24 protein-coding genes are annotated in these 18,065 nt (G+C 57.9%); all 24 read left to right on the top strand.

Annotation, left to right across the window (positions count from 1 at the left end; genetic code table 11):
• The first annotated feature begins 14 nt into the window (after nt 1-14).
• Nucleotides 15-221 carry a hypothetical protein gene (locus tag HYT87_11020; protein ID MBI2060291.1) on the top strand — a complete coding sequence of 69 codons (207 nt, stop codon included), beginning with the start codon at nt 15-17 and terminating at the stop codon, nt 219-221.
• A gap of 10 nt (nt 222-231) precedes the next feature.
• Complete coding sequence (locus HYT87_11015; GenBank protein ID MBI2060290.1) at nt 232-459, top strand: hypothetical protein; 228 nt, start codon at nt 232-234, stop codon at nt 457-459.
• Nucleotides 460-484: 25 nt separating this feature from the next.
• On the top strand, nt 485-2,266 hold the full coding sequence (locus HYT87_11010) for a hypothetical protein (protein ID MBI2060289.1): 1,782 nt from the start codon (nt 485-487) through the stop codon (nt 2,264-2,266).
• A 588-nt stretch (nt 2,267-2,854) separates the two neighbouring features.
• Entirely contained in the window at nt 2,855-3,232 is a 378-nt protein-coding gene (locus HYT87_11005; GenBank protein MBI2060288.1) for a response regulator, read from the top strand.
• A complete protein-coding gene (locus HYT87_11000) occupies nt 3,222-3,857 on the top strand; it encodes a hypothetical protein (protein MBI2060287.1) in 636 nt (211 codons plus the stop codon). The genes HYT87_11005 and HYT87_11000 overlap by 11 nt, the downstream gene beginning before the upstream one ends.
• On the top strand, nt 3,857-5,254 hold the full coding sequence (locus HYT87_10995; GenBank protein ID MBI2060286.1) for a sigma-54-dependent Fis family transcriptional regulator: 1,398 nt from the start codon (nt 3,857-3,859) through the stop codon (nt 5,252-5,254). The genes HYT87_11000 and HYT87_10995 overlap by 1 nt, the downstream gene beginning before the upstream one ends.
• A 389-nt stretch (nt 5,255-5,643) precedes the next feature.
• Nucleotides 5,644-5,862, top strand: coding sequence for a gas vesicle structural protein GvpA (gvpA, locus tag HYT87_10990; GenBank protein MBI2060285.1), 219 nt, complete (start codon nt 5,644-5,646; stop codon nt 5,860-5,862).
• An 87-nt stretch (nt 5,863-5,949) separates the two neighbouring features.
• A complete protein-coding gene (locus HYT87_10985; protein ID MBI2060284.1) occupies nt 5,950-6,513 on the top strand; it encodes a hypothetical protein in 564 nt (187 codons plus the stop codon).
• A 34-nt stretch (nt 6,514-6,547) separates the two neighbouring features.
• Entirely contained in the window at nt 6,548-6,907 is a 360-nt protein-coding gene (locus HYT87_10980; protein MBI2060283.1) for a hypothetical protein, read from the top strand.
• 62 nt (nt 6,908-6,969) lie between these two features.
• Nucleotides 6,970-7,923 carry a gas vesicle protein GvpN gene (gene gvpN / locus HYT87_10975; protein MBI2060282.1) on the top strand — a complete coding sequence of 318 codons (954 nt, stop codon included), beginning with the start codon at nt 6,970-6,972 and terminating at the stop codon, nt 7,921-7,923.
• Nucleotide 7,924: 1 nt separating this feature from the next.
• Complete coding sequence (locus HYT87_10970; GenBank protein ID MBI2060281.1) at nt 7,925-8,257, top strand: hypothetical protein; 333 nt, start codon at nt 7,925-7,927, stop codon at nt 8,255-8,257.
• A gap of 11 nt (nt 8,258-8,268) precedes the next feature.
• A complete protein-coding gene (locus HYT87_10965; protein MBI2060280.1) occupies nt 8,269-8,841 on the top strand; it encodes an Hsp20/alpha crystallin family protein in 573 nt (190 codons plus the stop codon).
• Between the two features lie 4 nt (nt 8,842-8,845).
• Nucleotides 8,846-11,041 carry a CDC48 family AAA ATPase gene (locus tag HYT87_10960; GenBank protein MBI2060279.1) on the top strand — a complete coding sequence of 732 codons (2,196 nt, stop codon included), beginning with the start codon at nt 8,846-8,848 and terminating at the stop codon, nt 11,039-11,041.
• Nucleotides 11,038-12,063 carry a GvpL/GvpF family gas vesicle protein gene (locus HYT87_10955; protein ID MBI2060278.1) on the top strand — a complete coding sequence of 342 codons (1,026 nt, stop codon included), beginning with the start codon at nt 11,038-11,040 and terminating at the stop codon, nt 12,061-12,063. Before HYT87_10960 ends, HYT87_10955 begins: the two co-directional genes overlap by 4 nt.
• Nucleotides 12,060-12,815, top strand: a complete 756-nt coding sequence (locus tag HYT87_10950) for a GvpL/GvpF family gas vesicle protein (protein ID MBI2060277.1) — start codon at nt 12,060-12,062, stop codon at nt 12,813-12,815. The genes HYT87_10955 and HYT87_10950 overlap by 4 nt, the downstream gene beginning before the upstream one ends.
• A 50-nt stretch (nt 12,816-12,865) precedes the next feature.
• Entirely contained in the window at nt 12,866-13,618 is a 753-nt protein-coding gene (locus HYT87_10945) for a GvpL/GvpF family gas vesicle protein (protein ID MBI2060276.1), read from the top strand.
• Entirely contained in the window at nt 13,602-13,838 is a 237-nt protein-coding gene (locus tag HYT87_10940) for a gas vesicle protein GvpG (GenBank protein MBI2060275.1), read from the top strand. Before HYT87_10945 ends, HYT87_10940 begins: the two co-directional genes overlap by 17 nt.
• A gap of 1 nt (nt 13,839) precedes the next feature.
• Nucleotides 13,840-14,130: a hypothetical protein gene (locus HYT87_10935; GenBank protein ID MBI2060274.1), complete on the top strand. Its 291-nt coding sequence runs from the start codon at nt 13,840-13,842 to the stop codon at nt 14,128-14,130.
• 21 nt (nt 14,131-14,151) lie between these two features.
• Nucleotides 14,152-14,379, top strand: a complete 228-nt coding sequence (locus tag HYT87_10930; protein ID MBI2060273.1) for a gas vesicle protein — start codon at nt 14,152-14,154, stop codon at nt 14,377-14,379.
• A 12-nt stretch (nt 14,380-14,391) separates the two neighbouring features.
• Nucleotides 14,392-14,577, top strand: a complete 186-nt coding sequence (locus HYT87_10925) for a hypothetical protein (protein MBI2060272.1) — start codon at nt 14,392-14,394, stop codon at nt 14,575-14,577.
• 67 nt (nt 14,578-14,644) lie between these two features.
• A complete protein-coding gene (locus tag HYT87_10920) occupies nt 14,645-14,971 on the top strand; it encodes a gas vesicle protein K (GenBank protein MBI2060271.1) in 327 nt (108 codons plus the stop codon).
• Complete coding sequence (locus tag HYT87_10915) at nt 14,964-15,851, top strand: GvpL/GvpF family gas vesicle protein (GenBank protein ID MBI2060270.1); 888 nt, start codon at nt 14,964-14,966, stop codon at nt 15,849-15,851. The genes HYT87_10920 and HYT87_10915 overlap by 8 nt, the downstream gene beginning before the upstream one ends.
• A 7-nt stretch (nt 15,852-15,858) precedes the next feature.
• A complete protein-coding gene (locus tag HYT87_10910; GenBank protein MBI2060269.1) occupies nt 15,859-16,098 on the top strand; it encodes a gas vesicle protein in 240 nt (79 codons plus the stop codon).
• Nucleotides 16,099-16,138: 40 nt separating this feature from the next.
• Complete coding sequence (locus HYT87_10905) at nt 16,139-17,677, top strand: response regulator (GenBank protein MBI2060268.1); 1,539 nt, start codon at nt 16,139-16,141, stop codon at nt 17,675-17,677.
• Nucleotides 17,678-18,065: the final 388 nt, after the last annotated feature.

The raw sequence follows: 18,065 nt of genomic DNA, 5'->3' as shown, positions 1-18,065 counted from the left end.
ACCTCGTTGCGGGAATGGGTGGACTGGTCGCCGTTTTCCTTCTTGCCTTTCTTTGGAAGAACCGACACCGATTTTCCATCATTGGGGAGTTATTCACTTTCTTCTGGGAAAACAAACTCTGGTGGATGATCCCCATGGTATCGGTCATCCTGCTGTTCGGCATCCTCATGATCTTCGCCCAAAGCAGCGCCGTCGCTCCATTCATCTACACCCTGTTTTGACCTCCGCCCCATGCTGGACGCTCTGAAACGCGCCTGGGCGCTTTGGAAGACGCTTGCCGAAAAGATCGGACACTTCAATGCCCGAGTTGTCCTGACTCTCATCTACCTCTTGATTATTCTGCCGACCGGACTCCTCTATCGGCTGGTGTCCGACCCCCTCCGCCTCAAATCCAAGTCGTCAAATTGGATCCCCAAGCAGCCCCCGGCAACGGCACCTGACTATCGGCGACAATTCTGATCCGCATGGCTCTCGGCCAGGTCACGTGAATATTCTCGGCATCTCCTGCTTCTACCATGATGCCGCCGCGGCGTTGCTCGTGGATGGGCTGCCGGTCGCCATGGCGGAGGAGGAGCGATTCTCCCGAAAGAAGCACGATTTCGGGTACCCCGAACGGGCCATCGAATTTGTGCTTCGGCAGGGAAAGCTGACCTCGCGCGATCTCGACTACGTCGTCTTCTACGAGAAACCGTTCCTCAAGTTCGAACGCCTGCTCAAGACCATCCTCTGGACGTCCCCCTCGTCGCTCGGCGTTTTCCGAGAGGCGATGGTCACGTGGCTCATGGACAAGTTGTGGATCAAGGACCTCTTCCGACGAAAGCTCGGTATCGATCCCACAAAGCTCCTGTTTTCCGAGCACCACCTCTCTCACGCCGCATCGGCTTTCTACCCGTCACCTTATGAGGAGGCGGCCGTCCTCACGGTGGATGGCGTGGGTGAATGGGCCACAGCGAGCGTGAGTATCGGCCACGGCCAGGAAATCAAGATCCTGAGGGAAATCCATTTCCCCCACTCGCTTGGCCTGCTCTACTCCGCCTTCACGGCATTCCTCGGATTCGAGGTCAATGAAGGAGAATACAAAGTGATGGGCATGGCGCCCTACGGAAAGCCGAACTACGCCGACAAAGTGCGGAAGCTGATCAGGTTGTATTCAGACGGGTCCTTCGAACTGGACCTGGATTGGTTTGAATTCCACCACTCTACGAAACGGACCTTCAGTCAAAAGTTCATCGATCTCTTCGGGCAACCCCGCGATCCCAATTCTCATTTCTTCACCGTGGATTCCGGCTGGCCGTCCTACTTCGGTGAGCCGCCGGGAAACATGACGGAGCTGGCGAAGATTCAGCAGTACTACGCCGACATCGCGGCCTCCATCCAGGCGGTCCTCGAAGAGTCCGTGATCAATCTTGCGAAGGCGGCCCAGAGGGAAACGGGATTGAAGAAGGTCTGCCTGGCGGGGGGGGTGGCACTCAACTCCGTGGCGAATTGGAAGATCATCCAGCAGTCAGGATTCGAGGAAGCTTTCATCCAGCCCGCCGCAGGGGATGCCGGCGGGGCCCTCGGCGCGGCGCTCTTCGCGTATCATTCCATCCTCAATCAGCCGCGGAAATTCAGGTTCGAGCATTGCTACTGGGGCGAATCGCACTCGGAGAGCGCCATCCAGCGTTTCCTGGAGGATTCCGGGATCCGATACGAATATGTGGCGGACGAAAACGGCCTTCTGGACCGTGTGGTATCGGATCTGGCGAAGGGTTCCGTGGTCGGTTGGTTCCACGGCGGCTTCGAGTGGGGACCTCGGGCTTTGGGAGCACGAAGCATTCTGGCGGATCCTCGCCGGAAGAACATGAAAGACATCGTCAATACGAAGATCAAGTTTCGCGAACCCTATCGCCCGTTCGCTCCTTCGGTGCTCGTCGAGAAAGCCTCCGAGTATTTCGAAATCCCGAATGTCGAAAAACACCATCCTGCCCGCTACATGCTCTACGTTACGGATGTAAAAAAAGATAAACATGAGATCATCCCCGCCGTCACCCACGTGGACGGCACGGGACGGCTCCAGACCGTGTTCAAAGATGCCAGTCCGCGCTACTGGAAATTGATCGATCGGTTCGGCCAGGCTACGGGAGTTCCGATCGTCCTCAATACCTCGTACAACCTCAGGGGCGAACCCATCGTCAACACCCCCGCCGAAGCCTACAGCACCTTCTCCCGAAGCGGAATGGACGCCCTCGTCCTCGAAAACTTCATCGTTCGGAAGAACCCCTGACCCCCCCTTTCATTCATCAGCCGGCTCGCAATCACGACTTGGCGGATCGACCGGCACAACAATCTGAAGGCGTCCGCGGGCTCCCGCCCCCGACCCACACCAGAATGTCGGGTCTGACCCCCAAATCCCCCCAAATCCGACAATCTTAAATGGCGCTTGGAAATAGTGAAGTCGATGGGCACTGGTACAACCTCGGTCACAGCACACACTGACGGTGATGATCGACCCAATCAGAGCTCTGGAAAGGCCGAGGATGACGGTTATTGGCCCTCAGACCCTCGAACTTACGTGGTCCTTGTGGTCACGCCCCTATTCTGAGAGATAGACGGGTCGATTGATGTAAATGTTGTCCTTCGTGCTTCTGCTTTGACTTGATCCTGGCCGTACGCCAAGGTCAAAGCGACCTGTGAAGATCCGGATGGCCGCAGTTCGGGGATCAACCCACGCATGCAACCACGCACGATTCCACCACAATCACCGGAATGCACACGCCCCAAGAGAAAACGATCCGGAAGGATCGATCTTGGAAGGGTCGAGGATAGATGGGGGTTGATCGAGGGCGGAGCGGCGTTGTAAGATGCCCGCGCCATGATGAAGGCTCCTTCAATCCTTGTCGCGGATGATGAGCCCGGGATTTGCAACCTCCTCAAGAAAGCCTTAACCAGAGAGGGATACAAGGTTTCCACTGCTACGAGCGGCCGGAGAGTCGTTTCAATCCTCAAAAGACGGGATGTTCAGCTCCTCCTCCTCGACCTCAAGATGCCCGATATGGGAGGGATTGAGGTTCTTGAGAAAATCCGCGCGATAAAGAAGGGACCCTTTCCGGCTGTCGTGATTATGACCGGCCATGGCAGCCCCTCATCCGCCCGCGAGGCGATACGGCTGGGGGCCGTCGATTACCTCGCAAAACCGTTCGACCTCAACCTCGTCAACGCGGTGGTAAAGGAAGCTCTGCGTGCAAGATAGGAGAAAACTGATCTATGTTCCCGTCCTGCACACGGAGAATGATATGGGAACTTTGGCGGGATCGATGCGGAAGGCGTATGTAGAGAAATTGGGAGAGGAGAAATGGAGGCAGCGGGCTGAAGCGGTCGAGGAGATGTGGGAAGGAATCAAGAAACGAATCCAGGCCATCCATCTTCCCTTCAAGAAGGTGAAGGTTTACCAAGACGGCCTCCCCATTTGCGGGAAAGAAAAAGAGATCATCGATGAGCTCGCGAAGAGGGGAAGTCTCAACCACGTTCTGGTTCAATGGTTGCTCTGTCAGGGGGCGACCCTTGTCGGGACGGAAGACCCCGGGCTACTCAGGCGCGAATATGGCCATCTCAGGAACATCGCGGAGGCGAGGACTCACCAAGAGAAGGAAACGCTCATTCGTGCATTTGAGAAGGAGGCGGGTGAACTCTTGAAGGGAAGAGATCGGGTCATCCGGGACCGAATTCTTGCAACGCTCCAACCTGGAGAGATCGGCATCCTTTTCATAGGCCTCCTTCACAAGGTGGATGAACTCATACCCTTGGACGTCGAAATCAGTTATTTGATCCATCGCCTCCCACTCCGCGGCAGCTACGAAATGAAACGAGTGGCTTGATGGAAACCATATTCATCATTGACGACGAAGAGGACGTCTGCCGCATGTTGGGGAAATTCCTCACGCAAGAGGGATATCGAGCGGCTTGGACAACCGCAGCCGATTCGGCGCTTCCGCTTATTCAGCGGGAATCTCCGTCTTGTGTCCTCCTTGATCGCCATCTGGGTGATTCCGACGGCATGACCGTCTTGAGCCAGATCAGGGAATGGGACAGTAGACTGCCGGTGATCATGCTCACCGGGTATCCGACGGTTGAAACCGCCGTGCAGGCCATGAAAAAGGGGGCTTTCCACTATGCAACCAAGCCGTTCAACAGGGAGGAAATGACCGTCCTGATCGCAATGGCGATTGAGCAACGGCGTCTCCATCGGCAGATCGAAGGGTTGCAGGCGCGTTTGGGAGAGGTGGGGGATCTTGAGGCGTCGATGGGGGCTTCTGAAAAGACACAGCAGGTGATTCGACTCGCGCGCTCGGTCGCCGCGACGAAAGTGAATGTCCTCATCCTGGGTGAATCGGGAACGGGGAAGGAGCTTGTTGCGAGAGCCATCCACCGCTTGTCCAATGGGCACGAAGGTTCGTTCATTCCGGTCGATTGTGCGGCAATCCCGGAGACGCTGATCGAGAGCGAGTTGTTCGGCTACGAAAAGGGCGCTTTTACCGGCGCCACCTCAACCGTGAAGGGAAAGTGTGAGCTGGCCGACGGGGGCACGCTCTTCCTGGATGAGATCGGGAACATCCCGGGCCCGGTGCAGTCCAAGCTTCTTCGGTTCCTGGAGAGTCACGAGATCGAGCGGGTGGGCGGCAGGAGAACAATCCGGACCTCCGTTCGCGTGATCGCCGCGACGAACGCGGATCTGGCCCGAGCTTCGCGGGAGAATCTTTTCCGCCTGGATCTCTTCTATCGCCTGAATGAGTTTATGATCCATCTCCCGCCGCTTCGAGAGAGAAGGGATGATATTCCGTTCCTCTGCCACAGGTTCTTGCTCCAAATGGGACCGGAGATGGGGAAGGAAGTTTCGAAAATAGCCCCCGAGGCCCTCGAAAGGCTCCATCGCTATTCCTTCCCGGGAAACGTGCGGGAACTGCGGAACATCATGAAAAGGGCCATGGTGATGGCTGAAGGCTGCGTCGAGCTCGTGGATCTGCCGCCGGAAGTCCGGAATCCCGGGAAATCGGATTTAGCGCCGGAGATCCGTCTTCCCATCTCCCATGACCTTCCCTTCACGGAAGTCGCCCGCAAGGCGAGCGAACAGGTTGAGAGGCAGTTGATCCTGGAAGCCCTTCAAAAGACGAAGGGGCATCAAGGCAAGGCGGCCGATCTCTTGGGGATCACCCGTAGGACTCTCTACAATAAAATAAAGGAGCTTGGAATTCGATCGGGGTTCTCCGGGGCCTGAACCGTCAGCCCAGAGAGTTTTGAGAAACTCTCTTCCTATTTGAGAGACCCGTTTCCGAGGCTACTCGGGATTACACGGAGTCATTCGAAAGAACCTTGGGGCCGACTTGTGGACCGGTTCAGGATCCATGGGCAGAGACCCGTCTCTCTTTTTCCCGCCATTACACCAGTAATTCTCCCGCGGGCCGAACCCTGTCCATTCATGGTGGTCACCCGTGTCCGTCCAACCGCCCTCATCGAGAAAGGCGGATGTCTTTTCACGTCCCAAACTTCCGATCCTGGCCGGCGAACATCGCGCGCAGAGAATGGCATGCTTCCTGCGTTGTGAAGGAAACAAAGAAAAGAGACGGAAACAGGAAAAATAGCAGAAGAGAGAGGAGGTGATTGAAAATGGCCGTTCAAAAATCCATGGCGAGTTCATCGCTGGCTGAGGTTATCGACCGGATCCTCGACAAGGGGATCGTCATCGATGCCTGGGCGCGCGTGTCGCTCGTCGGAATCGAATTCCTGTCCTTGGAGGCGCGAGCCGTGGTCGCCGGCGTTGAGACCTATCTCAAATACGCCGAAGCGATCGGTCTCACGACATCAGCCGCTCAGCCGGCTTCCTAAGGAAGGAACGGGTTGGAGATGGTTTGCCGAGGCGACCTTGAAGAGAGCTCTTCTCGCCAAACCGTCTGACTCTTGAAAGGAGAAACAATGTCCGTATCCAGTGAAATCAGAAATTTGACAGGCGACGTTGTTGCCTCGTTCGGGGCGGGGATCGGGGAAGTCGGCGGCTTGATTGAGAAGGGGATCGACATCCTCGCCGGCCATGGCAGAGTGGATGAAGCGGTCCGCGAGAGCCTCCGGGAGTCGCTCGCATCCGTGACTTCCCTGCGGCGAAGGGACTTCGACGGTTTCACCGAACGGGTCCTTGACTTTCAGTGCCGGCGGGAAAGTCAGATCAAGATGTTCATCAAGGGCTTTCTGGCGCGTCAAGGGGATCTCGCCGCAAGGCTGAGGCGCTCGCTCCACGCCGGCATCCTTCAGGAGGTGGAGCGGATCACACGAGAGCTTCAGAAGACGATCGAGACGGCGAAGGCCGAGATTGTTTCTTTTCAGAATGAGCAGGACCTGATCCGGGAGACGTTTGCGAGTCTCGAGGCCAAGAAGGAAACCCTCTCGGTCCGGGAATTCAAAAGGGTCATCCAGGATCTCGAAACACAACTGCAAATAAGTGAGCCATCAGCCATCGACCTTCAGAGGTCGGCTGTTGGCTAGCCACTGAACGCCAACAAAGAAGGAGGCAAGTACGATGGGACTGGCAGAACAGTTCACAAATCTCGGGGATGATTTCCTCGCGTCTTTCGACGCGCGGGTGAACTTCCTTGGGAAGAATCGTGTCGATACTCGGAACCATATCGTCGATACGCACAGGTTGCTCGCGGGATTTCACAAGCAGGGCAGGGCACGGGCCAGGAAACTCGAAGTGGACTTGGGCGCCTTTGTCGACGATCTGAGGGAAACGGTCGGCAGCCTGCGGCGGAAGAACCAGAGGGACCGCAAGGAGGCCCACCTCGCGTGGCAGAGAATGGCCAAGACGATGGCCTCGAAGCGCCAGAACTTCAAGGGACCCTTCGCGGCAGCCAAGCAGAAAGCGGCTCGCGCGCACTAGCCCAAAGTCAGGTCCCTTTTCGAGCAAGGGGGGGGGGGTCTGCCTGGGAGAAGGAGGAGAAGATGCAGGCACATGAGGCAACCGTGATACAACCGCAGGCGGGCAAAGAGTTTGTGGAGACCCCCTTTGTAAAGGAAACGGTTGCAAGGGCGTTGCACTACATGAAGGCCGGTTTCCCGGTCCATTTTCGGGGGGCCTCGGGGACGGGAAAGACGACTCTCGCCCTCCGATTGGCTGAACTGATAGGCCGGCCCGTCCTCATGATCCATGGGGACGAGGAGTTCACGACCTCGGACTTGGTCGGTGCAGAAACCGGCTATCATATGAAAAAGGTCCGGGACAATTTCATTTCCTCCGTCCTGAAGATCGAAGAGGAGAGCTCGAAGCGGTGGGTTGACAACCGGCTGACGGTCGCCGTCGAGAACGGCTACAGCCTGATCTATGACGAATTCACCCGCTCCCGGCCGGAGGCGAACAACGTCCTCCTTTCCGTCCTTCAAGAGGGGATCCTCGATCTCCCTTTGAACCGCGAGGGAGAACGGACCGGCTACCTCAAGGTCCATCCGGATTTCCGCGCGATCTTCACATCGAATCCCGAGGAGTATGCCGGTGTTCACCGCTCCCAGGACGCCCTGCGGGACCGGATGGTGACCCTCGACTTGCAGTCGCTGGACGAGGAGACGGAGCGGTTCATCACCGCCAGGAAGTCGGGTCTACCTGTGGGTGAAGCCACAAAGGTGGTGAGAATCGTGCGTTACCTGAGGGAACACGGGCAGTACGAATTCACGCCCACGATTCGCGCCTGCATCATGATTGCCAGGACGGTGCGCGAGTATGGGAGTGGGGCCCGCGTCAAGTCCGCGGACCCGCTTTTTTCCAGGATTTGTCTGGACGTTCTGACATCGGAGACGTCGCGGATAGGGAGCTTGGCCACCTCCGCGAAGGTGGCGGAAGTGGTGAAAAAAGCGATCAAGAAATACGCCGGCAATGGAGCCGGGCCGTCGGAGGAGGGATAAGATGTCCATACCCGCAGGACCCCCGAGAGGGTCCACCGCAACCCGTGGGGTTTCAGCCATCGCCCATTTTGCGATCGGGGGAGGTGTTGCCCAACAGGCAAACCGCCTCTACATATTGACCGTGAGGCGCGAGAGCATGATCAAGAAGATGCGTTCCCTCGAGGCTCAACTTGCGCAGATCAAGGATCAACTCCAGGGGATCGAGAGGGATATCGGAGATACGGAGAGGAAGTACTCCGGTCTCGTAGGACCCCGCGCCCGGAGAATGGGGAGGGTGTCCAAACGGAGTCACGACAACGGCCGCCGTGTCAACACGGTTTCCCTCAAGTTTTGAGGAACAGCCCCGTGCCTAATCCTGGGAAGGAAAAGAAGGAGGCCGGAAGGAAACCGGAGGTGGACGTCGAGATCGGCGGCAGAGGACTCCTGGGAGGATTCTTCAAGGGGCTTTCCACCCTGGTTGATCTTGCAGACAAGGTGACCCGGGAGGGGGGGGAAATCAAGAGGACGGGCGAGTTTTCCGTCAAGGGAAACAAGGACGTCACCGGGGTCTATGGCTTTTCCATCCGGACCATGGCGGGACCCGGGGGAGGTTCGCGGCCTGTCGTTCAACCCTTTGGGGACATCGGCAAAGTGAAGGCGCGGGCTCGATCGAAGGGGCCGGTTGTCGAAGAGGCAAGAGAGCCGCTCATCGATCTCTTCGATGAGGAAGGATTTATCCGACTTGTGGCCGAGCTTCCCGGCGTGGGCGACGCGGATGTGTCCGTCGAGGTCCAGGGTGACGATGTCATCCAGATCACGACCTCCGGGAAGCGGACGTACTCCAAAGAGGTCCTCCTCCCGGCCAAGGTTGACCCCAAGAGCATCGAGCGGAGCTACACGAACGGCGTTCTTGAGGTCAAGCTCAAGAAAGCAAAATGAGATGATGCCGGCCAGGAAGGAAACAGCCGGTTCGACCGTGCCGTCGGTCTTCCAGCGGGCTTCCGAGGCCCATCCGAAGGACGTTGGCAGAGGCATTGCCCGGATGGACCCGGAGGAGATGGAGAAACTGGGAGTCAAGATCGGCGACATCCTCCTTGTTGAGGGGAAAAGAGCGACCGGGGCAAAAGTCATGCCCACATTTGCCGAACACCGGGGGAAGGGCTTGGTCCAGATTGACGGGATCATACGAGAAAACGCGAAGGTCGGCATCGACGAGAAGGTCAAGCTCACGCCGGCCGTCTCCTGTCCCGCCAGGTTGATCGATCTCAAGATCATTTCCGGCGGGGCCATGCCGGCCAGTCCCGTCAACAGGTCCGGCGAGACACGGTCCCTCGGGCGGACGGTGGAGGGTCTTCCCGTAATGGCCGGGGACAAGGTGCGGGTCACGTTGTTCGGCACCCGGACCCGGGACTATGCGGTGGTCCAGACCTCGCCGACGGGGTTGGTGTTGATCACGCCTCAGACGACGATCCGGATCGAGGAGTCGCAGGAGAAGGGCGAGGCGAAAAGCCCATTCGTCTCGTACGAGGACATCGGCGGGTTGAACCGGGAGATCCAGCGCGTCCGGGAGATGATCGAACTCCCGCTGAAGTTCCCGGAGATCTTTGACCGTCTCGGAATCAATCCGCCCAAGGGGGTTCTTCTCTACGGTCCGCCGGGAACGGGAAAAACGCTGATTGCCCGCGCGGTGGCTCATGAAGCGGAGGCGAACTTCTTTGCGGTCAACGGACCCGAGATCGTCCACAAATTCTACGGCGAGAGCGAAGCCCACCTCCGCAGGATCTTTGACGAGGCATCGAGGCAGTCCCCCTCCATTATCTTCATCGATGAGATTGATTCCGTTGCGCCCAAGAGAGCGAATGTTCAAGGGGAGGTCGAGAAGAGAATCGTGGCCACGCTTCTTTCCCTCATGGATGGGTTGAAAGACCGCGGTCAGTTGATCGTCATCGGCGCCACGAACATGCCGGAGCTTCTGGACCCGGCTTTGAGACGTCCGGGCCGTTTCGACCGGGAGATCCCGATCGGAATCCCCGAGCGAAACGGGCGGCTCAAGATCCTGGAGATCCACACACGGGGCATGCCCCTGGCGAAGGACGTGAGTTTGGAGAAGTTGGCCGGCATTACGCACGGCTACGTCGGCGCCGACCTTGAGGCGCTCGCCCGAGAGGCGGCGATGACTTGTCTTCGCGAGTCGATGGAGCGGGGTGAGGTTACGTTGGACGAGGTTCCCCATGAAGCCATCGAGACGCTGGAGGTGACCCAGGGCCACTTCATGCAGGCGATGAACGAGGTGGAGCCGTCGGCGATCCGCGAGGTGTCGATCGAGTCTCCGAACGTCCGTTGGTCGGAGGTGGGAGGGCTGGAGGACACCAAGAAGATTCTGAGGGAAACGGTGGAATGGCCTCTCCGATATGGCAGGCTTCTTGAAACAGTCGGTCTGAAACCCACCCAGGGGATTCTTCTCGCGGGCCCCCCGGGCACGGGGAAGACTCTCATCGCGAGGGCCGTCGCGACGGAGTCAGAGGTGAATTTCATTTCCATCAAGGGTCCGGAGCTTGTTTCGAAGTGGGTTGGGGAGACCGAGAAAGGGGTTCGGGAAGTTTTCAAAAAGGCGAAGGCGGCCGCACCCTGTATCCTTTTCTTTGACGAGATCGATTCGATGACCCCGAGGAGGGACGCGGGTGAGGGAGACTCCGGGGTCATGGCCAGGACCATCAGCCAGTTCCTGACCGAGATCGACGGTCTTGAAAAACTCCGCGGGGTCGTGGTTCTCGGAGCAACCAATCGGCGCGATCTGATCGACCCTGCGCTGATCAGACCGGGGCGCTTCGATCACGTGATCGAGGTGGATCTTCCGGACGTGACAACACGGGAGGAAATCTTCCGAATCCACTTGCGCGGACGCCCGGTGGAAAAGGCGGTCGCCCCGAAGGAACTGGCGAGAGCCTGCGAAGGCCGAAGCGGGGCGGACATCGAATCGATCTGCCGGCAGGCCCTGACTCTGGCGGTTCGGGAGTTCATCGAACGTTACGGAGAGAAAGCCAACGAGATGGCGGACAGGTGCGTCCTGCGGAAGGAAACCATCGAACGGGTCATGACGGAATCGCTCCACATGCAGAAGAAGGAGGCCGCCGCATGAGTCTTTATCTATACGGAGTCATTCCTCACCGGGAGGCGATGGACTTTGGGCCGATCGGGTTTGAAGCGATCGGGGGAGAAAGAGGACGCGTCAAGACCATCCCTCATGGGGAGCTTGCCGCGGTGGTCGGGCCGGCCCCTCTCCGTGAATTCTCCCAAGTACCGAAGGAAGCGCTGGTGCGTTTTCTTCTCGCCCATCAGGCGACGATCGAGGAGGTGATGAAAAGATTCTTCATCCTTCCGTTCAAGTTCGGAACGGTGCTGAAGGACGATTCCGAACTTGAACGGATCTTCTCCGACGGCGGACCCTTTCTGCGCGACCTCATCAACCGTCTGGAGGGCTGTTCGGAAATCAACCTCGTCGCCACGTGGGTGGTTCCCGAGATCCTTCGCGAGATTTCGGATGAAGACCCTCAGATCGTCACCTATAAGGGGAAAATGGCCCGAGGGGAGTTCGTCGACCGGGCTGCAATCGGCATGCTCCTTCAGCAAGCCCTGAGAAGGCGAGCGAAGGTGTGGCGCGGGCAACTTACGTCGGCGCTGGGGACCATCGCGGAGGGTATCGTAGAACACGACGTGCTGGACGACGCAATGGTTTTCAACGCCTCTTTTCTTGTTCGACGAAACCGGATGGAGGACTTCGACCGGGCCTTGGGAGGGATGGACGCGATCTTCCGTAGACTCCACTTCAAGTGCATCGGTCCCCTCCCGCCATATAGCTTCGGGACCGTGACGATCAAGAGGTTCGATCCCGCAAAGATTCAGGAGGCCGCGGGAATCCTCCATCTGAATGGGACGGCTGAACTGAGCGGAGTCAAGAGGACGTACAAGGAGCTTTCCAGACAGTGTCACCCGGACACCCATCCCGATCTTTCACCCGTGTTTTTCGAACGTCTGAACAGGGCCTATCAGTCCGTCGGCGATTACTGCAAGGACGGGCCGCGGTCCCTGGAAAAAGAAGCCGTGGAACACCATGTTCGCCTCCAAGTGTTGGACGCCCAAAGGGGGGGCGTGGCCCCGTGAACAACGAGGGAAAGTACATCTATGGGATCATCGCCACAGAAGAGGCGATGAACTTCGGGCCCATCGGAATCGGCGGGACGCAGGATGAGGTGGTTACCGTCGGCGCCGGTGGGCTTGCCGCGGTCCTCAGCAATGTATCATCCGATCGTCCCGCGATTTCGAGGGAAAATGTGAGCAACCATGTCCGGGTCATCGAGACCGTGGCGAAGCGATTCACGATCCTTCCGATGCGGTTTTGCACGGTTGCGAAATCCACCGACGAGATCCTGGCCCTTCTCGAAGATCGAAACAGAGAGCTGAGAAACCTCCTCAGAGACATGGATGGAAAGGTGGAAGTCGGCATCCGGATCCTCTGGAAGGGCATGAAAGGGATATACGAGGAGATTGTCGGGGAAAACCGGAAGATCCGGGAACTCAAGGCAAGAGCGGCCGGCGGGAGCAAGCAGGCGCTGACCCATGCGGGTCAATTAGTGGAGATGGCCTTGGAGGAAAAGAAGGCAGTGGAGGGAGGGGAGTACCTGCGGCCCCTCAAAAAGGTCTCGGTCGAATGCAAAGAAGACGAATCGAGGACGGACAACATGGTCGTGAACGCTGTGTTCCTGCTGGACCGGGACTGGGTTCAGGAGTTCGATGCCCGGATAGAACGGATCAGCGAGGAACATGGCGGGAGGTTGGCGGTGAAATACGTAGGACCCATGCCTCCGTTCAGTTTTGTAAATGTGCAAATGCACTGGAATGGGGGAAGACGATGACGGAACGGATGGGCCTGTGGATGTATTGTATCATTGAGAACAGGGGGGAAATGAAGTGGGATTGCCTCGGGATTCAGGGGACGAGGCCCGTCTTTGTGGTGGCTGACGGCGATTTTGCCGCCGTCGTCTCCGAGGAACCGATGAGAAAGTACCGCCTCGTCCGTGATTTTCTTATGGCCCATCAGCTCGTGAATGAAAGGGTGATGCAGACTCACCGGCTCCTGCCGGTCAAGTTCGCCACCCTTGCGGAGGATCAAGACAGGATCATCGAAGAGGTTCTGCGCGCCAAGGTGGGGGAATTTGAAGAAGGCTTCACCCGGATAGCCGGCAAGGAGGAGGTTGGGCTTCGAGTACGGTGGAAGGATCTGGACGGGGTTTATCGAGAGATCGGCGCGAACGATGAGAAGATCCGACACAAGAAGGAGTGGATTTCTTCCCTGCCCGAGGAAGCGAGGAGGATGGCCCTGATCGACATCGGCCACTTGGTGCAGGAAGCGGCTCGGGCAAAAAACGAGGCGGTCGGCCGGGCGCTGATGGATGCGCTCTCGCCCCTCGCCGCGGAGAGGAAACAAAACAAGACCCTCGGGGATGCGATGATCCTGAACGCCGCGTTTCTCGTGGAAAAAGAAAAACGGGAGGCTTTTGATGGAAAGGTTGAGGTACTGGAGATGAAGTATGGAGACGCGCTGCATTTCAAGTACCTCGGTCCTATTCCACCGTTCAATTTCGTAGAAATCGCCATCCGATGGCAGAGGGATCCTGGACAAGCCCTGGAGGACGTTGCACATGTTTCTCCTGGATGATCTCCTCCTCGCCCCCATCAAAGGGATCACGTGGGTCGGCGAAAAGCTCCGAGATCTCGCCGACAAGGAGCTTTACGATCCGGACAGGATCCAGGAAGAGCTCGTGACGCTCCAAGCAAAGCTCGACATGGAGGAAATTGGAGAGGAGGAATACAACGCGAGGGAGAAGGAGCTCCTGGAGCGGCTGGCCGAGATACAGAAACGGGAAGAAGGTGATTGACATGCCGGGGATACATGAGGTCCAGGAAAAAGTGGTGGAATTCCTTGTCACGGAGCTTGGAAAAGAAAGGGAGGAATTCCGGCTCATCAAGCTCTCAAGATCGGAGGAGGGTTGGGAAGGAAGGGTCGAGGTGACGGAGCAAAACAAGTACTTGCAGAAACTGGGCTACCCCGTGATCTTCGACAGGAATATCTACAGCATTCAGCTTGATGAAGGGCTTGCGGTTGTGGGTTTCGCTCTGAGCGCCTCAAGGGAACGGAGCTACGCGACCGAAGAGCGTGAGGAAATCTAGGTTTCCGGGAAGGAGCTGGAGATGCCGGTCCAACATGCAACGCACGGCGAGAGTCTCGCGGACGTGGTCGAGCGGGTTCTGGACAAGGGGCTGGTGATCAATGCCGATATCGTCATTTCTCTATGTAAGACGGAACTCCTCTCCATCAAGCTCCGGGCCGCACTGGCCTCATTCGAGACGGCGGCGAAGTGGGGGCTCGCCTTCCCTTCGGATATGCGCATGGGGACCCCCGTGGAAGCGGTGAAATGAGAAGGAGGACTTATGAAGGAAGAAGGAAAAAAGGGCGCACCGGAACGAGTCTCCGATCAGATCCTCGGCGCCGTGGACAAGATCATCCCCGGATTCCACGGCTTTTTCAAGAAAGCAGAAAAATCCGGAACCTTCGGTCCCCGGATCAAGGAGATTCGGAAGAAAATTGAGCGGAGATTCGGGCGGGTCAAGACATGACCCCCCGCCACCTTTCCACGCAATTTGAGATTTCAAATTTCAAATTTGAGATCCGGGGAGGTGGGGGGTGAAGATCGAGATGGACGATCAGGAGCTCAAACATGGGCTCCTGGGTCTTGTTCTTGCGGTGGTCGAAGTGGTCCGTGACACGCTCAAGATCCAAGCGGTGAAACGGATGGATGCAGGGCATCTGACGGACCGGGAGATCGAGAGGTTGGGCAACGCCCTGATCGAGCTTGACCGCGCCATCGACTCGATCAAGGAGGAACAGGGGGTTTCCGAAGCGGTGCGATCCGTCCGGGATGGATTGGACGACATTGTGGCACGGATGATCCACACCGTTTCGGACCCCGGCCGTGTCTCGATGCAGGAAGGGAGTCCGGCCCATGGGTGAACCCCGCACCAATCCCGAACAAGGCGCTCCGGCATGCGAACACAGGGGCGACGAAGTCGCCTGTCGGCTCCACGTGTTGGCGATCGAATCGCCGCCGAGAGGATTGGTGCGGGGTGAAAAAGGACTCTATGTCTACTGTGTGGCCGAAGGGTCGCAGGAGATCGACCCGGGCCTCAAGGGAATCGAGGGAGGTTCCGTTTTCTCTCTTTCCGCTCAAGGCCTTTCGGCCATCGTACAGGAGTGTGACGCGCCCCTTCCAACGGAGGATGCGAGGCGCGTTTCCGAGTGGGTCATGGTGCATCAGACGGTGGTTGAGTCCATGTGGGAGAAATGCAGCGCGGTGGTTCCCTCCAGCTTTGGGGCGGTCGTTGTTCCAAAGGACGGGAAATCGGCCGAGGAGAACCTGCGGGAATGGTTGGCGTTGGAGGCGGAATCCCTCAGGGGAAAGATGGCGAAGCTTAGAGGAAAGGCCGAGTACGGGGTCCAAGTCTCCTGGGATCCAATGATCGTGGGGCCGAGATTGACAAAGAACGACGCGGAGATCCAAAAGCTTGAACAGGAGATTCAGGGGAAAACTCCCGGCGCGGCCTATCTCTTGAAGCAAAAACTTGAGGGCCTTGTGCGCAGGAGACTGGAGGCAGGAGCGGACATCTATTTCAAGGAATTCTATCAAAGGATCAAGGCGTGTTCGCTTGAGGTCCAGGTCGAAAAGGCAAGGAGGGAGCAGCCTCCCCGCCAGATGCTGGCCAACTTTTCCTGCCTCATGCCGAAGGGAGACGCCTCGGGCCTGGGAAATGAACTCGAGAAGATCGGCAGGATCGAGGGGTTCTTTCTCCGCTTTACGGGACCGTGGCCTCCTTACAGTTTTGTCAACCTATGAGATTGGCATGGAACCTACTCGTGCCGAACAAGCAACCCTCATAGACCTTCTGGACAGGGTCCTGGACAAGGGGCTCCTTCTCAATGCCGATTTAATCGTTTCCCTTGCCGGTGTCCCTCTGATTGCCGTATCGCTACGCGCGGCCATCGCGAGCGTGGAGACGATGTCAAAGTATGGGATGATGCGCGAGCTGATTGTGCCGACACAACCTCCTCCGGAGGCTCACCCTGAGCTGCGTCCGAGGTGAGACGGACACTTCCCAAATGGACCCATTGAGAATATCGGCTGTGACCAACCGTACTCGAAGCCGTGAAGCCGAGATCCTGAGGGCCAAACAACTCACGTGCGACATCATGACGTCCATCCCTTTCGCGCTGGTCGTACTCGATGCGGACTTGCGCGTCGTTTCCACAAGCTCTTCCTTCCGTGAACTCTTCGGGCATGCCAAGGACTTTCTCTTCGGAAAGAACATCCGGGAAGTGTTCCCGGGCGCTGAAGGGGCGTCGGTCGTCGGTTTCATCACCGATGCAGCCCGGTCTCGGGAGACCGTGAAATACCAATTGTGCAAGTACCGGGGCTACCCCATGGAAGTGTGTGCGGTCGCTGTTTCGAGTGCAGAGGAGGAGCGCCTCCTCCTCCTCGTCATCGACGTGACCCGCCGCAAGGAGGTTGAGGAGCAACTGCGACAAGCCGAGAAACTCTCTGCCGTGGGAGAGCTGATGTCCGGCACGGCCCATGAGCTCAACAATCCGCTCACCGTCATCCTGGGGAATGCGGAACTGCTCATGAAGACTGACTCGATTGAAGATGCACACGACATGCTGGACAGCATCCTCCAAGCCGCCCATCGCTGTCGGAGGATCGTGCAGAACCTGCTGCGCTTCGTGCGCAATGAGCCGCCCAGGAAAACTCCCGTCGACATGAACCAGCTTCTCGACCAAACCCTCACGCTCCGCCAATACGAGTTTGCGGTCCACGACGTGAAACTCCTTCCCGAGTACGATGCTTCTCTCCCCACCACGGCGGGAGATCCCTGCCAGATATCTCAGGTTTTCCTGAACCTGATCGGCAATGCCTACGACGCGATGCGGGAAAAGAACAAGGGGGGAACTCTAGCGATACGAACGAAGGCAGAGGACGGCAGGATCCGAATCGATTTTGAGGACGACGGGCCGGGGTTCAAGGATCTGTCCAGAGCTTTCGAACCCTTTTACACAACCAAGCCCGTGGGCTCCGGAACGGGGCTCGGGCTCAGTGTCAGCTACGGAATCATCAAGGAGCACGAAGGCACGATGATCGCCGCCAATCGCGCGGAGGGAGGCGCACGGATCAGCATTTGGCTGCCGTCGGTGGAATCCATAACCATGACGCAGGCCAAGCCCAAGCAGCCCAAGCCGGCCAAGGTGACCCGACGGGGCCACATCCTCGTTGTGGACAATGAGACCATGATCCTGCAGATCACGAAACGCATTTTGAAGGACCAGCACGAAGTGGTAACGGCCTCGGATGGCCAAGCCGCTCTGGTCGCGCTGGATTCGAAAGATTTCGATGCGGTGATTACGGACCTAACCATGCCGGGCAGTGTCGGGGGTGTGGAAATCTACGCGTGGATCGCCACCCACCGGCCGAAGCTTAGAGATCGCGTTATTTTCTCCACCGGGGACATTGTGTCTGATGAAACGAGGGGATTTCTATCCAGCCTCACGAACATGATTCTTGCCAAACCGTTCTCCCCGATAGACCTCACTGAAACGCTCAGCCAGGTTCTGGGAAGCCAAACACCGCCGGAACAAACAGCCCTCGCAAGCATGGGGCGAACGCCGTGACTTCGGAAAGAAGCAGCCGCACCCCCCCCCCCTGATTTCGAGGCAGCGGCGCAGCGCACGACTCGATTCCGCCCGGATTCACCGGAACGCCCGCGAGCGAGAATTCAAGCATTGCTTGAGATAAAGCGCAGTCGATGGGACCGTTGCCCGCTTCAACCGTCCGATCCAGTGATTCTCACTGTGCACTTCAACCTCGACCGGGTGCCAATGACGATGGTCCAGCTCGGCGTGGGGCGGTTCGTCCGATACCAGCCCACACTGTTGTAAAGACTTAGCTCGACTTTTGCCATTTTTGAAAGGTTTATGTTGGTCATTATGCGTAGGGGAGGGTCTTCAGACCCTCCCGACAAGAGGGAGCATCTGAAGATGCTCCCCTACGAATCGGCAT

The organism is Nitrospirota bacterium, from assembly GCA_016180645.1.
Lineage (GTDB): Bacteria > JACPQY01 > JACPQY01 > JACPQY01 > JACPQY01 > JACPAV01.
The sequence above is the reverse complement of the archived record's forward strand: the minus strand, read 5'-3'. Positions and strand labels throughout refer to the sequence as shown.